This window comes from Micromonospora sp. NPDC048887, from assembly GCF_040649715.1.
Classification (GTDB): Bacteria; Actinomycetota; Actinomycetes; order Mycobacteriales; family Micromonosporaceae; genus Micromonospora.
The window spans coordinates 31535-53628 of sequence record NZ_JBEZGA010000002.1 but is presented as its reverse complement, the minus strand read 5'-3'; the positions used below and the strand labels follow the sequence as shown (position 1 = coordinate 53628).

The following is a 22094-nucleotide window of genomic DNA, read 5'->3' as shown; positions in this document are numbered from 1 at the left end:
ATCGATGCCGACCGGGCTGTTCGGGGCCCCCCGCACACGCCGACGGGCGCCCGGCCGGTGAGGCCGGGCGCCCGTCGAGGCGCGGGGTGCGGGGTCAGTAGCGCGAGACGCCGCGGCGACGGCCGACGCCGGCCACCAGGGCCACGCCGATCGCGGCGAACAGCACCTGCAGCATCAGCTCGCGCCAGTCGATACCGGCGGTCTCGGCGAAGCCGGAGGCCCGGGCCACGATCGTGCCCAGAAGCGCGGCGCCGACACCGATCAGCATGTGCAGCCAGATCGGCATGTTCTGACGGCCCGGCACGACCAGCCGGCCCAGCGCGCCGACGATCAGACCAACGACCAGCGCCGTGATGATGCCCCAAACGGTGAGCTCCATGGTCGCCCTCCTCCTTAAGATCGGGTCACACATTCCTGTGTGGTTACTGTCGTGATCGCTAAGTTCCCGACCGCCCGGAAATCCAAACCGACTCCGGTGACGAATTGTTCAGACGTACCCTGACCTGCTACTTCGCCCCGAAACCCGGCGCGGCGGGCGGGCCCGGCGCACCGACAGGGTTCAATGCGCCGAATGCGCCGACGGGCGCCCGGCCGGTGCGGCCGGGCGCCCGTCGAGGCGCGTGGTGCGTCGATCAGTAACGCGAGACGCTGCGGCGGCGGCCGACGCCGGCCACCAGGGCCACACCGATGGCGGCGAGCACGACCTGCACGGCCAGCTCGGCCCAGTCGATGCCGGCGGTCTGCGTGGCGATGCCGAGCGCGCGGGCCAGGACGGTACCCAGCAGCGCGGCGCCGACGCCGATCACCATGTGCAGCCACATCGGCATGTTCTGACGGCCCGGCACGACCAGCCGGCCCAGCGCGCCGACGATCAGACCCACGACGAGCGCGGTGATGATGCCCCAGACGGTGAACTCCACGGTCGGTCCTCCTAAACGATTTCGCACGTTCTGTGCGTTTGCTGTCGTGCCCGCTAAGTGCCCGACGCATCGAAAACCGAAACCGGCCGCATCGACCGCCGCTCCCCCGGCCTGGCCGAATCCGCAGGTGGGAGCGCTGCCACAAGCTGAAAATTCCCTGGGTACGCGACCGGCCGGCACCCTCGCAGGAGAGGACGCCGGCCGGTTCGTGGGCTCTGACGGCTACTTCTTGCCGGCGGGCTTGCCGTCGCCGGAGTCGGACGACAGCGCCGCGATGAACGCCTCCTGGGGGACCTCCACCCGGCCCACCATCTTCATCCGCTTCTTGCCCTCCTTCTGCTTCTCCAGCAGCTTGCGCTTACGGCTGATGTCACCGCCGTAGCACTTGGCGAGCACGTCCTTGCGGATCGCGCGGATGGTCTCCCGGGCGATCACCCGGCTGCCGATCGCCGCCTGGATCGGCACCTCGAACTGCTGGCGCGGGATCAGCGTGCGCAGCTTCGCCGCGATCGTCGTCCCGTACGTGTACGCCTTGTCCTTGTGCACGATCGCGCTGAACGCGTCGACCGGCTCGCCGTGCAGCAGGATGTCCACCTTCACCAGGTCGGACGCCTGCTCGCCGGAGGGCTCGTAGTCGAGCGAGGCGTAACCCTTCGTACGGCTCTTGAGCTGGTCGAAGAAGTCGAAGATGATCTCGGCCAGCGGCAGCGTGTAACGCAGCTCCACCCGGTCGGCGGAGAGGTAGTCCATGCCGAGCAGGCTGCCCCGGCGGCCCTGGCACAGCTCCATCACCGCGCCGACGTAGTCGTTCGGGGTCAGCACCGTGGCCCGCACCGTCGGCTCGTACACCTCGGCGATCTTGCCGGTCGGGTACTCGCTCGGGTTGGTGACCACGATCTCCTCGCCGTCCTCCTGGATGGCGCGGTAGACCACGTTCGGGGCGGTGGAGATGAGGTCGAGGTTGAACTCGCGCTCCAGCCGCTCCCGGATGATCTCCAGGTGCAGCAGGCCGAGGAAGCCGCAGCGGAAGCCGAAGCCCAGCGCGCCGGAGGTCTCCGGCTCGTAGACCAGCGCGGCGTCGTTGAGCTTGAGCTTGTCCAGCGCCTCGCGCAGGTTCGGGTAGTCCGAGCCGTCGATCGGGTAGAGCCCCGAGTAGACCATCGGCTTCGGGTCCTTGTAGCCGCCGAGGGCCTCCTTGGCCGGATTGCCGTTGATGGTGACCGTGTCACCGACCCGGGACTGGCGCACGTCCTTCACGCCGGTGATCAGGTAGCCCACCTCGCCGACGCCGAGCGCGTCGGCCTTGACCATCTCCGGCGAGATGACGCCGATCTCCAGCAGCTCGTGCACCGCGCCGGTGGACATCATCTTGATCCGGTCCCGGGCCGAGATCCGGCCGTCGATCACCCGGACGTACGTGACCACGCCCCGGTAGACGTCGTACACCGAGTCGAAGATCATCGCGCGGGCCGGTGACTGGGCCTCACCCACCGGCGGCACGAACTGCCGGACGATCTCGTCCAGCAGGTAGGGCACACCGTCGCCGGTCTTGCCGGAGACCCGGATGCAGTCCGACGGGTCGCCGCCGATCAGGTGGGCCAGCTCCTCGGCGTACTTCTCGGGCTGGGCGGCCGGCAGATCGATCTTGTTGAGCACCGGAATGATGCGCAGGTCGTTCTCGAGCGCCAGGTAGAGGTTCGCCAGGGTCTGCGCCTCGATGCCCTGCGCGGCGTCGACGAGCAGGAGCGCGCCCTCGCAGGCGGCCAGCGAACGGGACACCTCGTAGGTGAAGTCGACGTGCCCCGGGGTGTCGATCATGTTGAGCACGGCGGCCTCGCCGGCCCGGTCGCCCTCACGGATCGTCCACGGCATCCGCACGGCCTGGCTCTTGATGGTGATGCCGCGCTCGCGCTCGATGTCCATCCGGTCCAGGTACTGCGCGCGCATCTGCCGGGGGTCGACCACACCGGTGAGCTGCAACATCCGGTCGGCCAGGGTCGACTTCCCGTGGTCGATGTGGGCGATGATGCAGAAGTTCCGGATGCGCGCCGGGTCGGTGGCACCAGGAGCGTTCGCGCCGGGATCGAGCGTCGGTGGCACAGCGGTCCGTTCTGGTCGGCTGACGTGAGCGGGCCGGCGCGCCGCCGGCCCGCTCCATGGTCCCACGTCCTCCGGGACGCGCCCGGACTCCCCCTTCACTCCACGGCTATTCCACAGGTGGCTCGACGAACAGGGCGGCCAGCCTCGGCAGCCGGCGGCGGGCCTCCTCCTCGTCGTCGAAGTCCCAGAAGTCGTTCAGGTCGGGCACCGGGACCGGGTCGCGCTCGGCCGGCAGGTCGGACGCGGTGGCCTTCCGGTACGCGTCCCACGGCACCGCCAGCATCTGCTCGCACTCGAACTCCTCGCCGCTGAGCGCGGCGGCCCGCACCTGCGGCAGCCCGGCCAGCGCGTCCGGGTCGCCGACCGCCTTGGCGAACACCGTCCGCCCCTGCGTCATCAGCCAGCCCCGGAAGTACTCGAAGCCGTCGTCCGAGGCGCCCCCGTTGATCAGGTAGGCCGCACCCCACAGGTCGACCTTGTAGGAGGCGGCGAGCACCCGCCGCTGGTGGTGGGCGTAGCCGACGATCTCCTCCGGGTCGCGCTCGGCCAGCAGCGCGACCGCCCGGGCGGCCACCGCGTCGGGCTCTCCCCCGGCACCGGCGCGGGCGTCGTCGATCAACTGCCAGAACTCGTCGGTCCTCATGGTGGGCAGTCTGGCAGAGCCCACCGACGCGCCGGCCCGACGCGCGCCGCCGGTGCGGCAGCATGGTGCGGTGCGCGCGATCTCCCTACCGCCGGTTCCGTACGGGTCGACAGCCGTCCGGCCCGGCTGGCCCGACCTGCCGGCCGGGCTGCGCGACGCGCTGGCCGCCCGGATCGGCGGTCCACCGGCGGCGGTACGGGTGGCGACCGGCGGGTTCACCAGCGGCTTCACCGCCGTGCTGACCGGCCCCGCCGGGGAGCGCGTGTTCGTCAAGGCGGCGGCGCTGCACGGGCAACGGCACCTGGTCGACTGGTACGCCCACGAGGCGGCGGTCCTGGCCCGGCTCCCGGCCGGGCTGCCGGTGCCCCGGCCGCGCTGGGCCCTCACCGAGTCCGGCTGGTACGCGCTCGCGCTCGACGCGATCGACGGGCACACCCCCCGGTTGCCCTGGGCGCCGGCCGAGCTGGACGCCGCCCTCGCCACGTACGCCGAAGTGGCCGCCGCGCTCGCCGACCCGCCCGCGGAGCTGGCCGCGCTCCGGCTCCCCCGCCTCGCCGACCTGGCCCGCGACGACATCCTCTGGTGGGGCGAGGTGACCGCCGGGCGCGAGCCGCTGCCCGAGCCGGCCGCCGGCGCCCCGCTGGCCGAGCTGGTCGCGCTGGAGTCGCGCCTGCCCGGGTACGCCGACGCCGCCCCCGGGCTCGCCCACGGCGACCTGCGGGTGGACAACCTCCTGATCGGCCCCGAGGGACGGGCCTGGCTGTGCGACTGGCCCTGGCTCTGCCACGGACCGGCCTGGTTCGACCTGGCCGGGCTGCTGCTCACCGCGTACGCCAGCGGCCTGGACGCGGACGCCGCGTTCGCCGGTCACCCGGCGGCGGCCGGAGCGCCCGGCGACGCGCTGGACGTGACGCTCGCCGCGCTGGCCGGCTACTACCTGACCGGCGCCGCGGCCGGGCCGCCGAACGGCTCCCCGGACCTGCGCGCCCACCAGCGCTGGAGCGGGGAGCAGGCGCTCGGCTGGCTGGCCGAGCGGCGGGGCTGGTCCTGGGCTCGTCCCACCTCTTGATCCACACCGCTTCGCCGGGAGGGCGGGGACGTCTCCCGCGCCCAGCCCGGGAACCGGTCCGGCCTGGCGTGATCCCTGGTCGCGAGGGCAGGATGGTGGCGGTGCCGGAAGGGCCGGGCGGAGGCGTTTTGGCTCGTCCGGGGCCGACCTGGTAGCCTGGCTTTTCGCGCGGCGATGACGCATGCTCGTCGTGCGCGAAAGCAGACCAACCCGAGCTATCAAGACGAGGCTGTCGCGTGGCGAACATCAAGTCCCAGATCAAGCGCAACCGGCAGAACGAGAAGCGCCGGCTGCGTAACAAGTCGGTCAAGTCGTCGCTGAAGACCGCCATCCGGAAGTTCCACGAGGCTGCCGAGGCGGGCGACACCGAGAAGGCCACCGTGCTCATGCGTGAGGCCACCCGCAAGCTGGACAAGGCTGCCAGCAAGGGTGTCATCCACTTGAACCAGGCGGCCAACCGGAAGTCGGCGATCGCCAAGCGCGTCGCCTCGTTCTCCGCCTGACCAGCGCTACAGATCACACCGGAAGCCCCGGGGCCATCGTGCCCACGGGGCTTCCGCCCGTCCGCCCTCCCCTGATCGCGCCGGCACACCAGCGCGAGATCTTGGTACGAGGTGGCCCCCACAGGGGCCGTTTCGTACCAAGATCTGCTGCGTGCTCACGGGCGACGCGTGCTACCGCTCGCCTGGGTGGTGGAACGTCGACCGTTGCGGGTGGTGGTAGCGGACGCCTCGGGAGCCGGCGACCGGCATCGCGCGGGCGCTGGCCGGCACCCGGGCCCGCCCGATCACCGGCTCCATCTGCCGGCGGAAGCGGTCCCGCTCCTGCTCCGGCACCTGCGCCGCGGTGCGGACGACCACCTCGGCCACCACGTCGTTGAGCTTGACCATTGCGGCCACCGCGATCGGCAGCACCACCACCGCCCACCAGCTCACCAGCTCCGCGAGCGCGAGCAGGACGGCCAGCGCCATCGCGCCCTCGAAGAAGAGGAAACAGAGCACCCCACCCGGGTTGATGAAGCGCAGTCCGAGCACCCGGGCGTAGAGCGGTCGGTACCGCTCCTCGTCCGTGGCCACCGTCGACCACGCTCGGGTCACCGGGCGCCGCCCTGCCGGGCCGCGGCCACCGAGAACACGGCCCGCTCCAGCGCGTACGCGCGGTCGTCGGCGCCGCCCTTCACCGCCGCGTTGCACTCGGCGGCCACCCGCATCGCCTCGACCAGCCCCTCCGGCGTCCAGCCCCGGGCGCGTACCTGAGCCTTCTCGATCTTCCACGCCGGCATGCCGAGCGTCTTGGCCAGTTGGAACGCGTTACCCCGGCCGGCGGCGGCGACCCGGGCCACGGTGCGTACGCCGTCGGCCAGCGCGTCGGCGATCGGCACCGGGTCGACGCCGACGTGCAGCGCCCACCGCAGCGCCTCCAGCGCGCCTGGCACGTCACCGATCATCGTCGCGTCGGCGACGGTGAAGCCGGTCACCTCGGCCCGGCCCCGGTAGTACCGGGCGACCGTGTCGGCGCCGATGCGCCCGTCGGTGTCGGCGACCAGTTGCGAGCAGGCGGCTGCCAGCTCGCGCATGTCGTTGCCGACTGCGGCGACCAGGGCGTCGGCCGCGTCGGGCGAGCACTTGCCGCCGATGCGGCGGATCTCGTCCCGCACGAAGGCGGCCCGCTCCCGGTCGCCCTTGAGCTTGACCGCCGGCACCACTGTGGCACCCGCCGCACGCAGGCCGTCGGCGAACGCCTTGCCCTTGGCCCCGCCCAGGTGCAGCACCACCAGTTGCACGTCCGGGTCGGGGTTCTTCGCGTATGCCAGCAGCGCGGTGGACAGGTCCTTGCGGGCGTCCTGGCCGGAGCGGAGCACGAGCACCCGGCGACCGCCGAACAGCGACGGGCTGAGCATCTCGGCGATCTCGCCGACAGTGAGCGTGCCGGCCTGGTATTCCCGCACGTCCACGTCGGGGTCGACCTCGCGAGCCCGGGCGACGGCTTCGGTGACCGCTCGCGTGGCGAGCAGCTCCTCGTCGCCGAGGACGAGCACAATAGGAGGCAGGTCGGCGGGGGTCACGTCGCCCATACTCGCACGCCCTCCGACCCTGCCGGGCCCGCTCATCGGGGACTGTGACGGCGCAGCCCGCACACAGCGCAAATCCAGACATTTGCCTTGATCTACCGCTTAACGTCACAAGATCCCCGTTCATCGTGACGGTTCGGACTCGCGGCCGCGCCTCACCACCACGAGACCGTCGCCCGCCCGGACCGCGGCGACGTCCCCGTCGACGTCGGTACGCAGCACCCGGGCGCCACCCCGGGTCAGCCGGTCCAGCAGCCCCGCGTTCGGATGCCCGTAGTCGTTGTCGACACCCACGCACACCAGCGCCACCGCCGGACGCACCGCGGCCAGGAACTCCGGTGCCTGGTACGCCGACCCGTGGTGGGCGACCTTCAGCACGTCCGCCCGGATCGCGGCGGCCGGCGTCGTCTCCAGCATCGCCCGCTGCTCCTCGGTCTCGGCGTCACCGGTGAGCAGGATCCGTACCCCGCCCACTGTGGCGGCCAGCACCAGCGAGTTGTTGTTCGGATCGGACCGGCTGCCCCGCAGCGGATACGGCGGACCGACAGCTGCCAGGTCCACCGCACCCGCCCGCCACCGCCAGCCCGCCCGCACCGAGGCGAGCGGCGCACCGGCCCGGCGGGCCGCCTCGCGTACCTGGGCGGCGCCGTAGGGCGGCTCGGACCAGGACGGACCCACCACCGCGCCCACCCGCCGCCCCCGGAACACCCCGGCCACCCCGCCGACGTGGTCGACGTGGAAGTGACTGACCACCAGCAGCGGCACCTCGCGTACGCCAAGGCGGCGCAGGCAGGCGTCCACGCCGGAGGGCTCCGGGCCGGCGTCGACCACGACGGCCCGGCCGGCGGCGACCGGCAGCACCACGGCGTCCCCCTGCCCCACCGCGCACGCCACCACCACCCAGCCGCGCGGCGGCCAGCCGGAGGCGAGCAGCCGGATCGGCACCGCACCGAGCACCACAGCCACCGCGACGACAGCGATCAGCCGCCGCGCCCCGCGTCGCCGGAAGCCGAGCAGCAGCGCCACGCTCACCGCCGCCAGCAGCAGGGCGCCGGCCACCCCGCCCGCCCACGGGAGGTTCCCGGCGGGCAGGTCCGCCCCGTATGCGGCGACCGCCACCAGCCAGCGCGCCGGCCAGCTCGCCAGCCAGGCCAGGAACTCCGCGCCGCCCGGCCACAGCGGTGACAGCACCGCCGCCAGCACCCCGAGCACGGTGGCCGGCGCGACGGCGGGCACCGCGAGCAGGTTCGCCGGCACCGCCACCAGGCTCACCGTCGCGGACAGCCCGGCGATGACCGGGCCGCAGGCCAGTTGCGCGGCGGCCGGCACCGCGAGCGCCTCGGCCAGCCCGGCCGGTACGCCCCGGCGCCGCAGCGCGTCCCGCCACCCGGGCGCGAGCAGCAGCAGTCCCCCGGTGGCACACACCGACAACGCGAAGCCCGGGTCGCCGGCGAGGTCCGGGTCGTACAGGATCAGGCCGGTGACGGCGGTGGCGAGCGCCGGCAGCGCCGACCGGGACCGCCCGGCGGCGAGCGCGGCGAGCCCGATCGCGCCCATCGCGGCGGCGCGCACCACGCTCGGCGACGGCCGCACCAGGATGACGAACCCGACGAGCGCGAGTACGCAGAGCACGGCGGCGGTACGCGGGCCGGCGCGGGCCCAGCGTGCCAGCAGCAGCACCGCCCCGACGACGATCGCCACGTTCGACCCGGACACGGCGTTGAGGTGGGTCATCCCGGTGGCCCGGAAGTCCTCCTCCACCTCCGGCAGCAGCCGGCTGGTGTCGCCCACCACCAGGCCGGGCAGCAGCCCGCCCGGCGCGTCGGGCAGCGGCTCGCAGGCCCGTTGCAGCCCGGTCCGCAGCACGCCCGCGGCCCGTTGCGGCCACGACGCCTCGCCGCGCGGCGTGGGCGGGCCGGTGGTGGAGAGCACGGCGGCGGTCAGGTCGCCGCCGCGCGGCGCGGACAGCCGTCCCCGGCTGGTGACCCGCTGCCCGGGGAGCAGTGGACGCCAGGCCGGGTCGGTGGCGAGCACCAGGGCGCGTACCGGGCCGGTGACCCGCGCGCCGTCGGGCCCGGTGAGCACGATCAGATCCACGCGGACCAGCAGCATCGGTTGCCGCCCGGGCGCACCGCGTACCGGGCGGGGATCGTCGCGCAGCACCAGCTCGGCGGTGACCTGGGCACGGTCGGCGATGAGCGCGCGGACCGGAGCGGCGTCGCGGACCACGACGCGGGCGCCGGTGGCCGCCGCCCCGCAGAGCACGCCGAGCAGCACGGCGACTGCGATCCAGCCGTAGCGGCGGGCCGCCACACCCGGCCGGCCCAGCACACCTCCCAGGTGCAGGCCCGCGAGCAGGGCGAGCGCGGCGGCGACGGCGGCCACCCACACCGTCACCCCGAGGCTGAGGTGCAGCCCGGCCAGCGCGGCGAGCCACGCCGCCACCGCCAGCCCGGCCAGCCGCAGGTCGGGAGCGTCGCGACCCGCCGACTCCCCGTCGACGGTGAAGGAGCTCGCGGGAATGCCCCGGCCGCGCTCGGCGCTCGCCGCGGCGCCGGATCGAGCCCGCTCCGTACCCGTCACGCGGGCACCGGCTCGTTCGGTGGTGCCCGCACCGGCGAAGCTGGGGCGATCGAGGTCCGAGGACTGCCCGTGCCGGCCGTTCACACCGTCACCAGTTCCTTGAGCTGCTCGTACCGGGCGTCGCCGATGCCGTCGACCTGGCGCAGGTCGGACACGGACCGGAACCCGCCGTTGCGGTCCCGGTGGTCGAGGATCCGCTGGGCGAGCACCGGACCGACGCCCGGCAGCGCGTCGAGCTGGGCCAGGGTGGCGGTGTTCAGGTTGACCGGTCCGGCCGGTGCCGCCGGGCCGCCCGGCGCTCCACCGCCGCCCGCCGCCGGGCCGGGCGCGGCCTGGCCGGGCGGGGCGGTGACGCCGACCAGGATCAGCTCCCCGTCGGTGACCTTGCGGGCGGGATTGAGCAGGGCGGTGTCGACGCCGGGCAGCGCACCGCCCGCCGCCTCGATCGCGTCGGCGACTCGCGCGCCGGCCGGGAGACGGACCAGGCCGGGCCGCCGGACCTTCCCGGCCAACGCGACCACCACCTGACCGGATGAGCCCGCGGGCACGGGTGCCCCGGAAACCGCTTCGGTCACCGGCGCCTCGGCGGACGCCGCGACCGGCTGGACGGCTTCGGCGCTCGGACGCGAGCGCCACGCCCAGACGGCTGCCGCCACGACCACCACTGCCGCCACCGCCGCGAGCGCGCGGACGCCCCGGCGACCGGGATCGAACGCACCGGGGCCGGGCAGCCGGGACAGGCCGCGCCCGGTCGCCGGGGCGTCGTGGATTCCGTCGTCGTCCGGATCGCCGGAGGCCGGCTCCGTCCCGAACGGATGCTCCCGCCCGCTGTCGTGCTCCGGGAAGCCACGGCGCAGGCCGAAACCCGGCTCGATCCCGTCCGGCGCACGCCCGGGCCGAGCAGGGAGATCGGGCCAGGTGCCGCCGTGGGCGGACCCGGAGCCGGCCCCGGCCGCGAAGAAGACCGGCCCGGCCTCCTCGGGCCCGGGCTCGAAGACCCGCCCGGCTTCCCCGGACCCGGGCTCGAAGAACGGCCCGGCTTCCCCGGGCCCAGGCTCGAAGAACGGCCCGGCTTCCTCGGGTCCGGGCTCGCGGCCGGGCCCGGACGGGGACAGCCCCGGCCGCCGCGAGGACCGCTCCGCCCGGCCCGACCCGCCCACGCGGTCAGCGGGGATCGGCGGAACACCAGCGGCGTCCGCGAACCCGAACAGCCGGGCGAGCCGCCGCCGTACCGTCGTCTCCTCGTCGTCTGGCACGGCTCGGGACGGTACGGCGATCGTTCGTCCCGCATCGGCCGGTGAACGCTCACCTGTGGACGACCGATGCGCTGTGGACAGGCACCCGATCAAGCAGTGGCCGTGCTAGGCACGGCGCCCGGCAGATCAGCGGGTCACGCCGGCCGTGCCTCCGGGTCCAGCCCGAGCGCGGCCCGTCCACCGTCGACCGGCACCGTAGCGCCGTTGACGAACGAGGCGCGTTCGGAGAGCAGGAACGCGACCACCTCGGCCACCTCGTCGGTGCGGCCGATCCGGCCGACCGGGTGCAGCCGGGCCATCTCCGCGTCTACGTGCGCCGCCTCCACCGGGTCGAGTCCGGCCAGGTAGGCGGCGTGCCGTTCGGTGTGGACGGAACCGAGCGCCACCGCGTTGGCGCGGATCCCCCGGGGACCGTAGTCGACTGCCAGCGCCCGGGTCAGCCCTTCCAGCGCGGCCTTCGCCGTCGCGTACGGCAGCGCACCGGGCACCGCCCGGCGTGCCTGGTGGGAGGAGACGTTGACGATCGCGCCGCCGGTGCGGGCGGCCAGGAACCGGCGTACGGCGGTGCCGGCCCCGGCCACGGCGGGGCGCAGGTTGAGCGCGATCAGGTCGACGACCTCGCTCGCGGGCGCGCGGTGCAGGTCGGCGTCGCGGAAGACGGCGGCGTTGTTGACCCAGCCGCCCAGCGGCGCGTGCGCCTCGGCGCGGTCGGCGGCCCGGTCGGTGACCGCCTCGTCGCCGGCGTCGCCGGTCACCGCGTGCAGCCGGTCGGCGAGCGGATGCCGGGCCAGCCAGTCCAGCGCGCTGGTGTCCCGCTCGACCACGACCACGGTTCCCCCGTCGGCGGCGAGCCGTTCCACGATGGCCCGCCCGACGCCGCGCCCGCCGCCGGTGACGACGTACGACAGTGGGCTCATCCGGCCACCCTAGGGCGTGCGGCGGTGGATCACCACGCATGCCAGCCCCGGCCCGGCGTGGGCGGCGACCACCGCTCCGGCCTCGGTGACGTACGTGTCGTGCAGGCGGTCGCCCAGCCGCTCGGTCAGCGCGGTCAGCAGCTGCTCGGCCCGCTGCGGCGCGGCGAGGTGGTGCACCGCGAGGTCCACCTCGGCGTCGTCTGCCGCCTCGACGGCGAGGTCGACCAGGCGCGCCACACCCCGGCTGGCGGTACGGACCTTGTCCTTGACCACGATCGCGCCGTCCGGCATGTGCATGATCGGCTTGACCGAGAGGGCGGTGCCGAGCAGCGCCTCGGCCGCGTTGATCCGGCCGCCCCGCCGCAGGAACTCCAGCGTGTCGACGTAGAAGTAGATGGTGGTCCGGGCGACGGCGTCCAGCGCCGCGTCGCGTACCCCGGTCAGGTCGGCGCCCCTCGCGGCGGCCGCGGCGGCCGCGAGGGCCGGGAAGCCGAGGCCCATGCCTGTGGATCGGCTGTCGACCACGGTGACCTTGTCGTCGCCGACCTCGGCGGCGGCCAGCCGGGCGGCCTCGACCGTGCCGGACAGCTCGGCGGACAGGTGCACGGACACCACGCCGTCGGCGCCCTCGGCGAGCAGCCTGCGGTAGACCTGCGCGAACTGTTCCGGCGCGGGCCGGGACGTGCTCACCGAGACCCGCCGGGCGCCCAGCGCGCGGGTGGCGTCGGCGGGCGAGGTCTCGACGCCCTCCAGCCCTTCCGCGCCGTTGAGCACGACGGTCAGCGGGACGACCGTGAGGCCGCGGGCGCGGGCCAGGTCGGGGGGCAGGTAGGCGGTGGAGTCGGTGACGACCGCGACGGACATGCCCGGCACGCTAGCCGATGGCGCTGTGACGTGCCGGGGCCGGAGGTGTCAGAACGCGTCGGTGAGCGCCGGCTGGGTGATCAGGCCGACGTTGTGCGCGCGCAGGTGCCAGCCCCGGACGTCGTCGTGGCGCAGCTCGGACCAGTGGCAGTTGGCCAGCGAGCCGAGGCTGCGCAGCACCGCGTGGTCCCAGCCGAGCAGGTGCCCGACGCCCTGCCGGGCGCCGCCGCCGTGCGTGGTCACCACGACGGTGCCGCCGGTGGCCAGGTCGGCCGCGTCCTGGAATCCGGCGCCGAGCCGGGCGCCCAGGTCGTCCAGGGGTTCGATGCCGGCGCCGGGGTCGGGGTCGCCGGCCCGCCAGCGGGCGTACTCGTCGGGGAACCGCTCGGCCACCTCGGTCAGGGTGAGGCCCTGCCACTGGCCGAAGTGCCGTTCGCGCAGCCGGGCGTCGGAGCGGACCGGCAGCCCGGTCAGCGCCGCCAGCGCGGCGGCGGTGTCGGCGGCCCGGCGCAGGTCGCTGGCGACGATCGCGTCCGGGCGCAGCGCGGCGAGCACCGGCGCGGCGGCCCGGGCCTGCTCCCGGCCGAGGTCGTTGAGCGGTACGTCGGTCTGGCCCTGGACGCGGTTGCCGGCGTTCCAGTCGGTGTTGCCGTGCCGCCAGATGATCAGGCGGGTCATTCGGCGGTGGCGGTGCCGGCGGCCGAGTCGGCCAGGTCGCGATCGGTGAACGGGATCTGCGGGCAGTCCTTCCAGAGCCGGTCCAGCGCGTAGAACTCGCGCTCCTCGGTGTGCTGGACGTGCACCACGATGTCGACGTAGTCGAGCAGCACCCAGCGGCCGCCGCGCTCGCCCTCGCGGCGCACCGGCTTGGCCTTCTCCGGCAGTTCCAGCAGGCGCTCCTCGATGGCGTCGACGATGGCGAGCACCTGACGCTCGTTCGGAGCGGCGGCCAGCAGGAACGCGTCGGTGATCGCGAGCTGGTCGCCCACGTCGATGATGACGATGTCCTGTGCCTTCTTGTCGGCCGCGGCCTGGGCAGCGGCCATCGCCAGCTCGTGCGCGCGTTCGGAAACTGTCACCGTTCTCCTTCGATCAACAGTGCGACCCTCCAAGCGTCTCACACCCGACGGTGTGGCGACTCGTCAGTTCTGGTCGATTTCAGGCATGGACCGGGACGGAACGGGGCGAATCACCGCTGGTAAAGACGCCGTTTCGCGATGTACTGCACCACACCGTCGGGCACCAGGTACCACACCGGCTCGCCCCGGGCGACGCGAGCACGGCAGTCGGTCGACGAGATCGCCATCGCCGGCACCTGCACCAGGCTCACCGAGTCGGCCGGCAGGTGCTTGTCGGTGAGTTCGAAACCGGGCCGGGTCACGCCGATGAAATGGGCCAGTTCGAGCGCCTCGTCCAGATCCTTCCAGGAGAGGATGCGCTCCAGGGCGTCCGCGCCGGTGATGAAGAACAGCTGCGCCTTCGGGCCGTACTCGGCGTGCAGGTCGCGCAGCGTGTCGACGGTGTAGGTGGGGCCGCCCCGGTCGATGTCGACCCGGCTCACCTGGAAACGCGGGTTGGAGGCGGTGGCGATCACCGTCATGAGATAGCGGTCCTCGGCCGGGGTGACCGCTTCCTCCGCCTTCTGCCACGGTTGCCCGGTCGGCACGAAGACGACCTCGTCCAGGCCGAACCGGTCGGCCACCTCGCTCGCCGCCACCAGGTGCCCGTGGTGGATCGGGTCGAACGTGCCGCCCATGATGCCGATCCGCCGGATGTCTTCCTCCACCCAGCGATCGTAGGCCGCGTCTCGGACGGGCCCGGGCGGGGTCGGCCACGCCGGGCGGGTGCGCCCCCGCCCGGCGTGCCCGGTCAGGCCGACGCGGCGGCCACCGCCGTCCGCGCCACGAGCGCCCGGCGCATGTCGTCGTCCAGGTCGGTCACCCACCGCCGCAGACCGGGCGTGAGGTCGTCGCGGGCCAGCAGCGCCGCGGCCATCTCCCGGGTGGGCTGCGACACGGCGTAGCGGGGGTACGCGGCGACAGTGACCGCGTCGGCCACCCAGGCGGTACGCAGACGCGCCGCCGCCGGCATGTCGGTGAAGTAGCGCTCCACGTACCCGGCTGTCAGCTCGGCCTGCTCGGGCTGCCAGAAGCCCTCGGCGGTCGCCTCGACCAGCCGGTTCGACAGCTCGGTGCTGCGCGTGACGATCTCCCAGGCGGCCCGTTTCGCGTCGGCGTCGGGCAGCGCGGCCCGGCACGCGGCGGCCTGCTCGGCGCCGGTGGCGCTGCGGTCGCCGTCGGCCTCGGCGTCGATCTCCGGCGCCCCGGCCGCGCCGAGCACCACGAGCCGGCGCAGCACCGCCCACCGCAGGTCGGCGTCGACCGCGAGCCCTGGCGGCACGTCCTTGCCGGCGAGCCAGCCGGTCAGCATGGCCGTGTCGGTGGTGGCACCGATCAGGCCGCGCGCCGCCGCCAGTTGCAGGGAGCCGCCCGCGGGCGCCGAGTCGAGCAGCGCCGCGCAGGCGGTCGCCACCCGCAGCAGCGCCGCGTCCCGGGCGAGCGGGTCGAGGTAGCGGTCGATCAGCCGGCGGCTGAGCAGCAGCACGTCCTCGACGATCGTCACTTCGGTCTCGGCGGGTAGCGCCGCCGCGATCAGCCCGGCGAGCGCGCCGGCCGGCCGTTCCCCGTCGGTGACCGCGTCCAGCGTCTCGGCCCAGAGCAGCGCCCGGGCCAGCGAATCGTCGAGCCCCGGCAGCAGCAGCGGCACCGCGTCCGCCGAGGCCGGGTCGAGGCGGATCTTGGCGAACGTCAGGTCACCGGCGTTCGGCAGCACGAGCCCGGTGGCAGGCCGACCGACCAGCTCGGGCAGCGGCGTCCGGCCGCCGTCGGCGTCCGGTTCGAGGTCGACCTCGAACCGGTACGCCGGACCGTCGGCGGTGTGGTGGGCCACCCCGATGCGGTGCGGCCGCAGCACCGGGTGGCTCGCCGGGGCGGTCTGCACGATCGCCACGTCGGTCCACCGGCCGTCGGCGTCCACGGCGGTGTCGACCCGCAGCGTGTTCACCTGCGCGCGGCGCAGCCAGCGTTCCGCCCAGCCGTCCAGGTCGCGGCCGCTCGCCGCGCCCAGGGCGGTCAGCAGGTCGGCGAGCGTGGCGTTGCCGAACCGGTGCGCGGCGAAGTGCGCGTTCAGCCCGGCCAGGAACGCCTCGTCACCGAGCCAGGCGACGAGCTGGCGCAGCACGCTGGCGCCCTTGGCGTACGAAATGCCGTCGAAGTTGAGCAGTGCCTGCGCGGCGTCTGCGACCTCCTCCGGCGCCACCGGGTGGGTGGAGGGGCGCTGGTCGGCGGTGTAGCCCCAGGCCTTGCGGTGGCTCGCGAACGTGGTCCACGCCCGGTCGAACCGGGTCGCCTCGGCGGTGACCCGGGTGCCGAGGTATTCGGCGAAGGACTCGTTGAGCCACAGGTCGTCCCACCAGCTCATGGTGACCAGGTCACCGAACCACATGTGTGCCATCTCGTGGGCGATGGTGGTGGCGCGCAACTCCCGCTGGGTGTCGGTGACGGCGGAGCGATAGACGTAGTCGTCGCGGATCGTGACCAGGCCCGGGTTCTCCATCGCGCCGGCGTTGAACTCGGGCACGAACGCCTGGTCGTACTTGCCGAACGGGTAGCGCTCGGCGAAGAGCTGGTGGAAGCGGTCGAGGCACTGCCGGGTGACGGTGAGGATCTCGTCGGCGTCGGCGTCCAGGTGGGCGGCGAGCGAACGCCGGCAGTAGAGGCCGAGCGGGATGCCGTCGTGCTCGGCGCGCAGCACGTGCCAGGGCCCGGCGATCAGCGAGACGAAGTAGGTGGCCAGGGGTTTGGTGGTGGCGAACTCCCAACGCCCCGGTGCGGGCCGGTCGGCCAGCGGCCCGTTGGCGGCGACAGTCCACTCCGGCGGCGCGGTGACGGTCAGCGTCACCGGGGCCTTCAGGTCGGGCTGGTCGAACGCGGCGAAGACGCGCGGCCCGTCGTCCAGGAACGACAGCGCGTAGAGGTAGGTCTCGCCGTCTGCCGGGTCGACGAAACGGTGCAGCCCCTCGCCGGTGTTGGAGTAGGCCATCTCGGCCTCGACGGTGAGCGTGTTGTCCTCGGCCAGGCCGGTCAGCGGCAGCCGGTCGCCGGCCAGCAGGGCCGGGTCGAGGTCGTTGCCGTTGAGGCGGACGGCGAGGAGTCGGCGCGGCTTGACGTCGACGAAGGTCTCGGCGCCGGGGGTGGCCCGGAACCGGATGGTGACGGCGGAGCGGAACCGCTCGGCGTCGCCGGTCAGGTCGAGGTCCACATCGTAGGACTCGACGGTGATCGACGCGCGGCGCGCGGTCGCCTCTGCACGGGTGAGGCTCGGCATCCGCTTATCCTGCCCGATGTGGTCCGCTCGGGCCGTCTCGTTACGCGTGGCGATGGAGGAACAGCGATGGGTCAGCACCCCAAGGGCGATTTCGACCTCTCCCGGGCGGTTTGGCAGCGGGCTGAGGGCGACACCTCCGAGGGAGCGGTCGAAGTGGCATTCGTCGACGACCTGATCGGTATGCGCAACTCCGCCGAGCCGGACGGGCCGGTGCTGGTCTTCACCCAGGCCGAGTGGGACGCGTTCGTCGCGGGCGCCCAGGACGGCGAGTTCGACCTGGACTGAGCGCGGCTCAGTCACCGTCGCCCCAGCCGAGGCCGCCCGGACCGGGCGCGTGGTGGAAGCCGGGGTGGCCGGCCACGTCCGCACAGCCCTCGCCGTCGGGGCCGAGGGCGTCGCAGAACAGCCGCTCGGCGCGGTGCCAGGCGTCCGCCGGGGACAACGCCGCCGCGCCGAGCGCCAGCTCCGGGCGGAGCAGGCCGAGGGCTTCGGCGTACGCCACCGCGTGCTCCCGCGCGACGGCGGGATCGGCGGCGGCGAAGCCCAGGTGCACTGTGAAGTGGCGCGGCGGGCGGGGCGCGGAGCGCCGGGGCGCGCCGATCAGCGGCCCGCCGCCGCGGTCGCCGCGCAGCCGGGCCGTCGCCTCGCGGTGCCGTCGTACCGCCCTGTCGTCACGCATCGGTGTCCTCCCCCGTCTCCGGTGACCGCGCCGCCGGACGTCGCGCCGGCGGCGGCGGGCCGGTCGCCGCCGGTCCGCGACACCGAGACAACCAGCTTTTCCGCGCCCGGGGAGGGGCCAGCACGCGTCCGTGTCGCCGGCCCCTCCCTCAACGGGCCGGAGCTGCTGGAATGGAGGGTTCGGCCGCGCCGGCCCGGGTAGGTAGGCAGGGCCGCCGAACCGCGTCAGGAGCAGCTGAGATGAGCACCATGCCGAGCGACCGGAGCCCGGACAGCACGCTCGCGTTCCTCCGGGAGGGCTACCGCTTCGTCGGCGCCCGCTGCGACCGCCTCGGCACCGATGTCTTCCAGACCCGGCTGCTGCTGGAGCCGACGATCTGCCTGCGCGGCCGGGAGGCCGCCGAGTTGTTCTACGACGAGGAGCGGTTCGTCAGGCGCGGCGCGATGCCGATGCGCGGGCAGCGCACGCTCACCGGCGTCGGTGGTGTGCAGGGCCTCGACGGCGAGGCGCACCGGGTCCGCAAGGCGATGTTCATGTCGATCATGACGCCGGCCGCGATCCGCCGCCTCGGGGAGGTCTTCGACGAGCAGTGGCGGGCCCGGATCCCGGTCTGGGCGCGGGGCGGGCCGGTGGTGCTCTACGACGAGGTGGGCCGGATCCTGACCCGTACGGTCTGGGCCTGGGCCGGGGTGCCGCTGGCCGAGGCCGACGTGCCGCGCCGGACCGCCGAGATGCACGCCATGATCGAGTCACCGGCCGCGCTGGGCCCCCGGCACTGGCGCGGGCGGCTCGGCCGCCGGCACGCGCAACGCTGGGCCGGCGAGCTGATCGAGCGGGTACGCGCGGGCGCGGTGCCCGCACCCGAGGGCAGCGCGCTGGCGGTCGTGGCCGGGCACCGGGACGAGCGGGGCCTGCCGCTGCCGCGCCGGATCGCCGCCGTGGAGCTGCTGAACGTGCTGCGCCCCACCGTCGCGGTGGACCGGTACGTGGTCTTCGCCGCGCTGGCGCTGCACGACCACCCGCACTGGCGGGACCGGCTGTCCGGCGACGACGACGCGACCGAGCGGTTCGTGCAGGAGGTACGCCGCTACTACCCGTTCTTCCCGGTCACCGCGGCCCGGGTGCGCCGCTCGTTCCAGTGGCGGGGGTACACGTTCCCGCAGGGCCGGCGGGTGCTGCTCGACCTGTACGGCACCAACCACCACCCCGACGTGTGGCCCGAGCCGGAGCAGTTCCGCCCGGAGCGGTTCACCGGCTGGCGCGACGACCCGTTCGGCCTGATCCCGCAGGGCGGCGGTGACCACTTCACCGGCCACCGCTGCGCCGGTGAGTGGATCACCATCGAGCTGATGAAGCGGGCCGTGACGAACCTGACCGGGGCGATGAGCTACCGCGTACCGCCCCAGGACCTGGCGCTCGACCTCGGTTCGATGCCGGCGTTGCCGCCCGCCGGACTGGTGCTCGACGGGGTACGCCCGGCCGACGGGGCACACCCGGCCGACGGGGTACGCCCGCTGCGCTGAACGGGCGCACCCCTCACTCGGTCAGGCGGCCTGCGGGTGCAGCACGCTACGCAGGCAGCCGTCCTCCTTCTTCTCGAAGATCTCGTAGCCCCGGGCGCCCTGTTCCAGCGACATCGGGTGGGTCGCCAGGTAGCCGGGGTCGATCTCGCCGGCCGCGACCCGGTCCAGCAGCATCGGGATGTAGCGCTGGGCGTGCATCTGCCCCATCCGCAGCACCAGTGCCTTGTTCATGGCCGCGCCGAGCGGGAACTTGTCCACCAGGCCGCCGTACACGCCGACGATGCTCACCGTGCCGCCCTTGCGAGCCGCCATGATCGCCTGACGGACCGAGGTGGGCCGGTCGGTCTGCGCGCGTACCGTCTGCTTGGCCTTGTCGTACGCGTACGCCGGGCCGACGTCGTGCGACTCCATGCCGACGGCCTCGATGCAGGCGTCCGGGCCGCGCCCGGCGGTCATCTCCCGCAGCGCCTCCAGCACGTCGGTCTCGGCGTAGTTGATCGTCTCCACGCCGAGCCGCTGCGCGGCGGTGGCGAGCCGTTCCGGCAGCCGGTCGATGACCACGACGCGCTCGGCGCCGAGGATCTGCGCGGACCGGGCGGCCATCTGGCCGACGCCGCCGGCGCCCCAGACGGCCACCACCTCGCCGCCCTTGAGGTCACAGAAGTCGGCGGCCATCCAGCCGGTCGGCATCGCGTCGGAGGCGAAGACGACCGAGTCGTCCGGCACCCCGTCGGGCACCGTGAACGCGCCGACGTCGCCGAACGGCACCCGGATGTACTCGGCGTGGCTGCCGGAGTAGCCGCCCGCCGCGTGCGAGTAGCCGAGGATGCCGGCGGGCGAGTGGCCCCACAGCTTCTCGGTGAAGACCGGCTGCGGGTTGGAGTTGTCGCAGAGCGAGAACTGCTCGGTGCGGCAGTACCAGCACGAGCCGCAGGCCACCACGGATCCGACCACCACCCGGTCACCGACGGAGATCCGCCGCACGTCCGGGCCGGTCTCGACCACCTCGCCCATGAACTCGTGGCCGAGGATGTCGCCCTCGCGCATGGCCGGCAGGTAACCGTTGATCAGGTGCAGGTCGGAGCCGCAGACACTGCTCGCGCGCACCTTGACGATGATGTCGCCGCCGGACCTGATGGTCGGCTCCGGCACGTCCCGCACCGCCAGCTTGCCCACGCCCTCCCAGCACAGCGCCCTCACGGTCGTCCTCCCGCCGTCAGCCTCTCGCGTACCTTGTCCGTCGCCCGTTCCTGCCGGGGGTTGCGCCCGGACGGGTCGTGCCGGGTGTCCAGCACCTGCCCGGTCTCGATCAGCGACTTGATCCGGCGCAGCGCGGTACGCAGCCCCAGGTCCGGGTCGTCGCCGCCGGCCAGGCCGACCGCCCGCCGGATCGGCCCGGAGCGCCACCGCAGCTCGGCCCGGATCTCGGTGCCCCGGTCCTGCGGGGCGGCGACCAGCTCGACCCGGCCGCGCTGCGCGACCGGCCCGTCGGTGACCCGCCAGCTCAGCCGGCCCGGCCCGTCGACGGTGATCTCGGCCCGCCACTCGGTGCCGCCGCCGGCCGGGTCGACCGCCACGCAGCGCCACCGGTTCGCGTCGAGCTGCTCCAGCGTGGCCCACTCGGCCAGCCCTCGGTCGAGCCGTTCCCGGTCGGTCCAGAAGCCGATCACCTCGTCGACCGGCCGGTTCACGGTGATCCCCCGGTGCACCACGTACCAGCCGTCCTCCCGGTCGGGCTGGTGCCGGTGCCGCCGCCGCGCCACCGTCCGGGTGACTCCGAGCGCCGTCACGGCGGCGGCGCCGGCCAGCGCCCATCTCGTCGCGTTGCTGGGCATCACGTCTCCTTCCGACTCGGTCCGTCCGTATCCGGCTGCGCTACCCGACGCAGCACGCCCGAAACGGTTTCAGCGACCGCATTCCGGGCAAGTCGCGTCACCCGACACGAGGGAGGCGACGTGACCCGACCGACCGCCGCGTACCGCGACGAGGGCGCCGCGTCCGCGCCGGTCCGGCTTCCGATGGCGTACGTCCTGCCGCTGCGCGCCCACGACGACAGCGGCCTGGACGAGCTGACCGGGTACCTGCGCGAGCTGAGCCGGTCTGTCGACGTGGTGGTGGTCGACGGATCGGCGCCGGAGCTGTTCGCCCGGCACGCCGCCGCCTGGCGCGGGCTCGTGCGGCACGTGCCGCCGGACCCGGCGCTGCGCGGGCGCAACGGCAAGGCGCTCGGCGTGCTCACCGGCGTCGCGCTGGCCCGGCACGAGCACGTGGTGATCGCCGACGACGACGTCCGGTACGACCGGCCCGCCCTGTGCGCGGTGCACCAGATGCTGGACGGGGTGGACCTGGTCCGGCCGCAGAACCACTTCGACCCGCTGCCCTGGCACGCCTGGTGGGACACCGGCCGGACGCTGCTGGCCCGCGTGTTCGGCGGCGACTGGCCGGGCACCCTGGGAGTGCGGCGGAGCACGTTCCTGGCGATGGGCGGCTACGACCCCGACGTGCTCTTCGAAAACCTGGAGCTGGCCCGGACCGTGCGGGCGTACGGCGGCAGCACCGCCACCCCGGCCTGGCTGTACGTGCGGCGGCTACCGCCCTCCGCCGCGCACTTCCTCGGGCAGCGGGTGCGCCAGGCGTACGACGAGACGGCCCGGCCGGTGTGGCTGCTGGCCGCGCTCGCGGTGCTGCCGGCGACGGCGGTCGCGATCGCCGCCCGCCGGCCCGGGCTGCTGCTGCGGGCCGGGCTGGCGACGGTCGCGGTGGCGGAGCTGGGCCGGCGCCGGGCCGGCGGCGCCCGGGTCTTCCCGGCGTACACCAGCCTCGCCGCGCCCGCCTGGGTGCTGGAGCGTGGCCTGTGCGCCTGGCTGGCGGTGGGCCGGCGGCTGCGCGGCGGGGTGCCCTACGCGGGCGCCCGGCTGCGGACGGCGGCCAACCCCACACGCGCCCTGCGCCGGCGGATGACGCGGCGCCGCCCCGACGATCTGGTGCTCTGGGTGCAGGCCGGGGCACTGCCCCCGCCGCTGCGCGCCGAGGTGTAAGGAAGGGCCCCTTCTTATCGCCTGGCGATAAGAAGGGGCCCTTCC

At 74.3% G+C, this 22094-nt stretch carries 22 protein-coding genes; 5 read left to right on the top strand and 17 right to left on the bottom strand.

The window, feature by feature from the left end; all coding sequences use genetic code 11:
• Positions 1 to 94 precede the first annotated feature (94 nt).
• The 4 genes from AB0C17_RS03375 to AB0C17_RS03360 all read right to left on the bottom strand — a co-directional run bounded on the left by AB0C17_RS03375 (position 95) and on the right by AB0C17_RS03360 (position 3663).
• Positions 95 to 379 (bottom strand): transglycosylase, encoded by a 285-nt coding sequence (locus tag AB0C17_RS03375; protein ID WP_013287983.1) that lies wholly within the window; start codon positions 377 to 379, stop codon positions 95 to 97.
• A 253-nt stretch (positions 380 to 632) separates the two neighbouring features.
• Entirely contained in the window at positions 633 to 920 is a 288-nt protein-coding gene (locus AB0C17_RS03370) for a GlsB/YeaQ/YmgE family stress response membrane protein (protein ID WP_116507974.1), read from the bottom strand.
• A gap of 222 nt (positions 921 to 1142) precedes the next feature.
• On the bottom strand, positions 1143 to 3020 hold the full coding sequence (gene lepA / locus AB0C17_RS03365; RefSeq protein ID WP_357388459.1) for a translation elongation factor 4: 1878 nt from the start codon (positions 3018 to 3020) through the stop codon (positions 1143 to 1145).
• Between the two features lie 106 nt (positions 3021 to 3126).
• The gene (locus AB0C17_RS03360; RefSeq protein WP_357388457.1) at positions 3127 to 3663 is read right to left on the bottom strand and encodes a DUF4240 domain-containing protein; all 537 of its coding nucleotides are present in this window, start codon (positions 3661 to 3663) and stop codon (positions 3127 to 3129) included.
• On the opposite strand from AB0C17_RS03360, the gene AB0C17_RS03355 reads away from it, so the two are divergent.
• The gene (locus AB0C17_RS03355; protein WP_357476446.1) at positions 3662 to 4732 is read left to right on the top strand and encodes an aminoglycoside phosphotransferase family protein; all 1071 of its coding nucleotides are present in this window, start codon (positions 3662 to 3664) and stop codon (positions 4730 to 4732) included. The two genes, AB0C17_RS03360 and AB0C17_RS03355, sit on opposite strands and share 2 nt — an antisense overlap.
• A 236-nt stretch (positions 4733 to 4968) precedes the next feature.
• Positions 4969 to 5235, top strand: a complete 267-nt coding sequence (gene rpsT / locus AB0C17_RS03350; RefSeq protein ID WP_357388453.1) for a 30S ribosomal protein S20 — start codon at positions 4969 to 4971, stop codon at positions 5233 to 5235.
• Between the two features lie 171 nt (positions 5236 to 5406).
• Here the strand turns inward: rpsT and AB0C17_RS03345 are convergent, their stop codons facing one another.
• The 10 genes from AB0C17_RS03345 to pepN form a co-directional block, all read right to left on the bottom strand.
• Positions 5407 to 5829 carry a hypothetical protein gene (locus AB0C17_RS03345; protein ID WP_357388451.1) on the bottom strand — a complete coding sequence of 141 codons (423 nt, stop codon included), beginning with the start codon at positions 5827 to 5829 and terminating at the stop codon, positions 5407 to 5409.
• The gene (gene holA, locus AB0C17_RS03340) at positions 5826 to 6806 is read right to left on the bottom strand and encodes a DNA polymerase III subunit delta (RefSeq protein WP_357474345.1); all 981 of its coding nucleotides are present in this window, start codon (positions 6804 to 6806) and stop codon (positions 5826 to 5828) included. Before holA ends, AB0C17_RS03345 begins: the two co-directional genes overlap by 4 nt.
• 120 nt (positions 6807 to 6926) lie before the next feature.
• Positions 6927 to 9326: a ComEC/Rec2 family competence protein gene (locus tag AB0C17_RS03335; protein WP_357476805.1), complete on the bottom strand. Its 2400-nt coding sequence runs from the start codon at positions 9324 to 9326 to the stop codon at positions 6927 to 6929.
• A 140-nt stretch (positions 9327 to 9466) separates the two neighbouring features.
• Positions 9467 to 10243 (bottom strand): ComEA family DNA-binding protein, encoded by a 777-nt coding sequence (locus AB0C17_RS03330; RefSeq protein ID WP_357474351.1) that lies wholly within the window; start codon positions 10241 to 10243, stop codon positions 9467 to 9469.
• 533 nt (positions 10244 to 10776) lie between these two features.
• The gene (locus AB0C17_RS03325) at positions 10777 to 11559 is read right to left on the bottom strand and encodes an SDR family oxidoreductase (RefSeq protein WP_357476444.1); all 783 of its coding nucleotides are present in this window, start codon (positions 11557 to 11559) and stop codon (positions 10777 to 10779) included.
• Between the two features lie 9 nt (positions 11560 to 11568).
• Positions 11569 to 12423 (bottom strand): DegV family protein, encoded by an 855-nt coding sequence (locus AB0C17_RS03320; RefSeq protein ID WP_357474339.1) that lies wholly within the window; start codon positions 12421 to 12423, stop codon positions 11569 to 11571.
• A gap of 48 nt (positions 12424 to 12471) precedes the next feature.
• Entirely contained in the window at positions 12472 to 13101 is a 630-nt protein-coding gene (locus tag AB0C17_RS03315; RefSeq protein WP_357388443.1) for a histidine phosphatase family protein, read from the bottom strand.
• Entirely contained in the window at positions 13098 to 13502 is a 405-nt protein-coding gene (gene rsfS / locus AB0C17_RS03310; RefSeq protein ID WP_013287996.1) for a ribosome silencing factor, read from the bottom strand. Before rsfS ends, AB0C17_RS03315 begins: the two co-directional genes overlap by 4 nt.
• 110 nt (positions 13503 to 13612) lie before the next feature.
• Positions 13613 to 14209, bottom strand: a complete 597-nt coding sequence (gene nadD, locus AB0C17_RS03305) for a nicotinate-nucleotide adenylyltransferase (RefSeq protein ID WP_357388441.1) — start codon at positions 14207 to 14209, stop codon at positions 13613 to 13615.
• Positions 14210 to 14292: 83 nt separating this feature from the next.
• Entirely contained in the window at positions 14293 to 16809 is a 2517-nt protein-coding gene (gene pepN, locus AB0C17_RS03300; RefSeq protein WP_357476442.1) for an aminopeptidase N, read from the bottom strand.
• Positions 16810 to 16875: 66 nt separating this feature from the next.
• On the opposite strand from pepN, the gene AB0C17_RS03295 reads away from it, so the two are divergent.
• Complete coding sequence (locus AB0C17_RS03295) at positions 16876 to 17094, top strand: DUF397 domain-containing protein (protein WP_013287999.1); 219 nt, start codon at positions 16876 to 16878, stop codon at positions 17092 to 17094.
• 7 nt (positions 17095 to 17101) lie between these two features.
• Here the strand turns inward: AB0C17_RS03295 and AB0C17_RS03290 are convergent, their stop codons facing one another.
• Positions 17102 to 17488 carry a hypothetical protein gene (locus AB0C17_RS03290; protein WP_357388437.1) on the bottom strand — a complete coding sequence of 129 codons (387 nt, stop codon included), beginning with the start codon at positions 17486 to 17488 and terminating at the stop codon, positions 17102 to 17104.
• Between the two features lie 239 nt (positions 17489 to 17727).
• On the opposite strand from AB0C17_RS03290, the gene AB0C17_RS03285 reads away from it, so the two are divergent.
• The gene (locus AB0C17_RS03285) at positions 17728 to 19011 is read left to right on the top strand and encodes a cytochrome P450 (RefSeq protein WP_357476440.1); all 1284 of its coding nucleotides are present in this window, start codon (positions 17728 to 17730) and stop codon (positions 19009 to 19011) included.
• A 21-nt stretch (positions 19012 to 19032) separates the two neighbouring features.
• Here AB0C17_RS03285 and AB0C17_RS03280 read toward each other — a convergent pair whose 3' ends face one another.
• A complete protein-coding gene (locus AB0C17_RS03280; RefSeq protein ID WP_357476438.1) occupies positions 19033 to 20211 on the bottom strand; it encodes a zinc-dependent alcohol dehydrogenase in 1179 nt (392 codons plus the stop codon).
• Complete coding sequence (locus AB0C17_RS03275) at positions 20208 to 20846, bottom strand: cyclase (protein ID WP_357476436.1); 639 nt, start codon at positions 20844 to 20846, stop codon at positions 20208 to 20210. Before AB0C17_RS03275 ends, AB0C17_RS03280 begins: the two co-directional genes overlap by 4 nt.
• 120 nt (positions 20847 to 20966) lie before the next feature.
• Here AB0C17_RS03275 and AB0C17_RS03270 point away from each other — a divergent pair, with 120 nt between their 5' ends.
• Positions 20967 to 22049 carry a glycosyltransferase family 2 protein gene (locus AB0C17_RS03270; RefSeq protein WP_357476434.1) on the top strand — a complete coding sequence of 361 codons (1083 nt, stop codon included), beginning with the start codon at positions 20967 to 20969 and terminating at the stop codon, positions 22047 to 22049.
• Positions 22050 to 22094 lie beyond the last annotated feature (45 nt).

Excerpts from the sequence above, each read along its gene's own strand:
- AB0C17_RS03375 (WP_013287983.1), bottom strand. The coding sequence starts at position 379 with ATGGAGCTCACCGTTTGGGGCATCATCACGGCGCTGGTCGTTGGTCTG.
- AB0C17_RS03355 (WP_357476446.1), top strand. The coding sequence starts at position 3,662 with ATGGTGGGCAGTCTGGCAGAGCCCACCGACGCGCCGGCCCGACGCGCG.
- AB0C17_RS03360 (WP_357388457.1), bottom strand. The coding sequence starts at position 3,663 with ATGAGGACCGACGAGTTCTGGCAGTTGATCGACGACGCCCGCGCCGGT.
- holA (WP_357474345.1), bottom strand. The coding sequence starts at position 6,806 with ATGGGCGACGTGACCCCCGCCGACCTGCCTCCTATTGTGCTCGTCCTC.
- AB0C17_RS03325 (WP_357476444.1), bottom strand. The coding sequence starts at position 11,559 with ATGAGCCCACTGTCGTACGTCGTCACCGGCGGCGGGCGCGGCGTCGGG.
- AB0C17_RS03320 (WP_357474339.1), bottom strand. The coding sequence starts at position 12,423 with ATGTCCGTCGCGGTCGTCACCGACTCCACCGCCTACCTGCCCCCCGAC.
- AB0C17_RS03315 (WP_357388443.1), bottom strand. The coding sequence starts at position 13,101 with ATGACCCGCCTGATCATCTGGCGGCACGGCAACACCGACTGGAACGCC.
- pepN (WP_357476442.1), bottom strand. The coding sequence starts at position 16,809 with ATGCCGAGCCTCACCCGTGCAGAGGCGACCGCGCGCCGCGCGTCGATC.
- AB0C17_RS03295 (WP_013287999.1), top strand. The coding sequence starts at position 16,876 with ATGGGTCAGCACCCCAAGGGCGATTTCGACCTCTCCCGGGCGGTTTGG.
- AB0C17_RS03290 (WP_357388437.1), bottom strand. The coding sequence starts at position 17,488 with ATGCGTGACGACAGGGCGGTACGACGGCACCGCGAGGCGACGGCCCGG.
- AB0C17_RS03285 (WP_357476440.1), top strand. The coding sequence starts at position 17,728 with ATGAGCACCATGCCGAGCGACCGGAGCCCGGACAGCACGCTCGCGTTC.
- AB0C17_RS03275 (WP_357476436.1), bottom strand. The coding sequence starts at position 20,846 with ATGCCCAGCAACGCGACGAGATGGGCGCTGGCCGGCGCCGCCGCCGTG.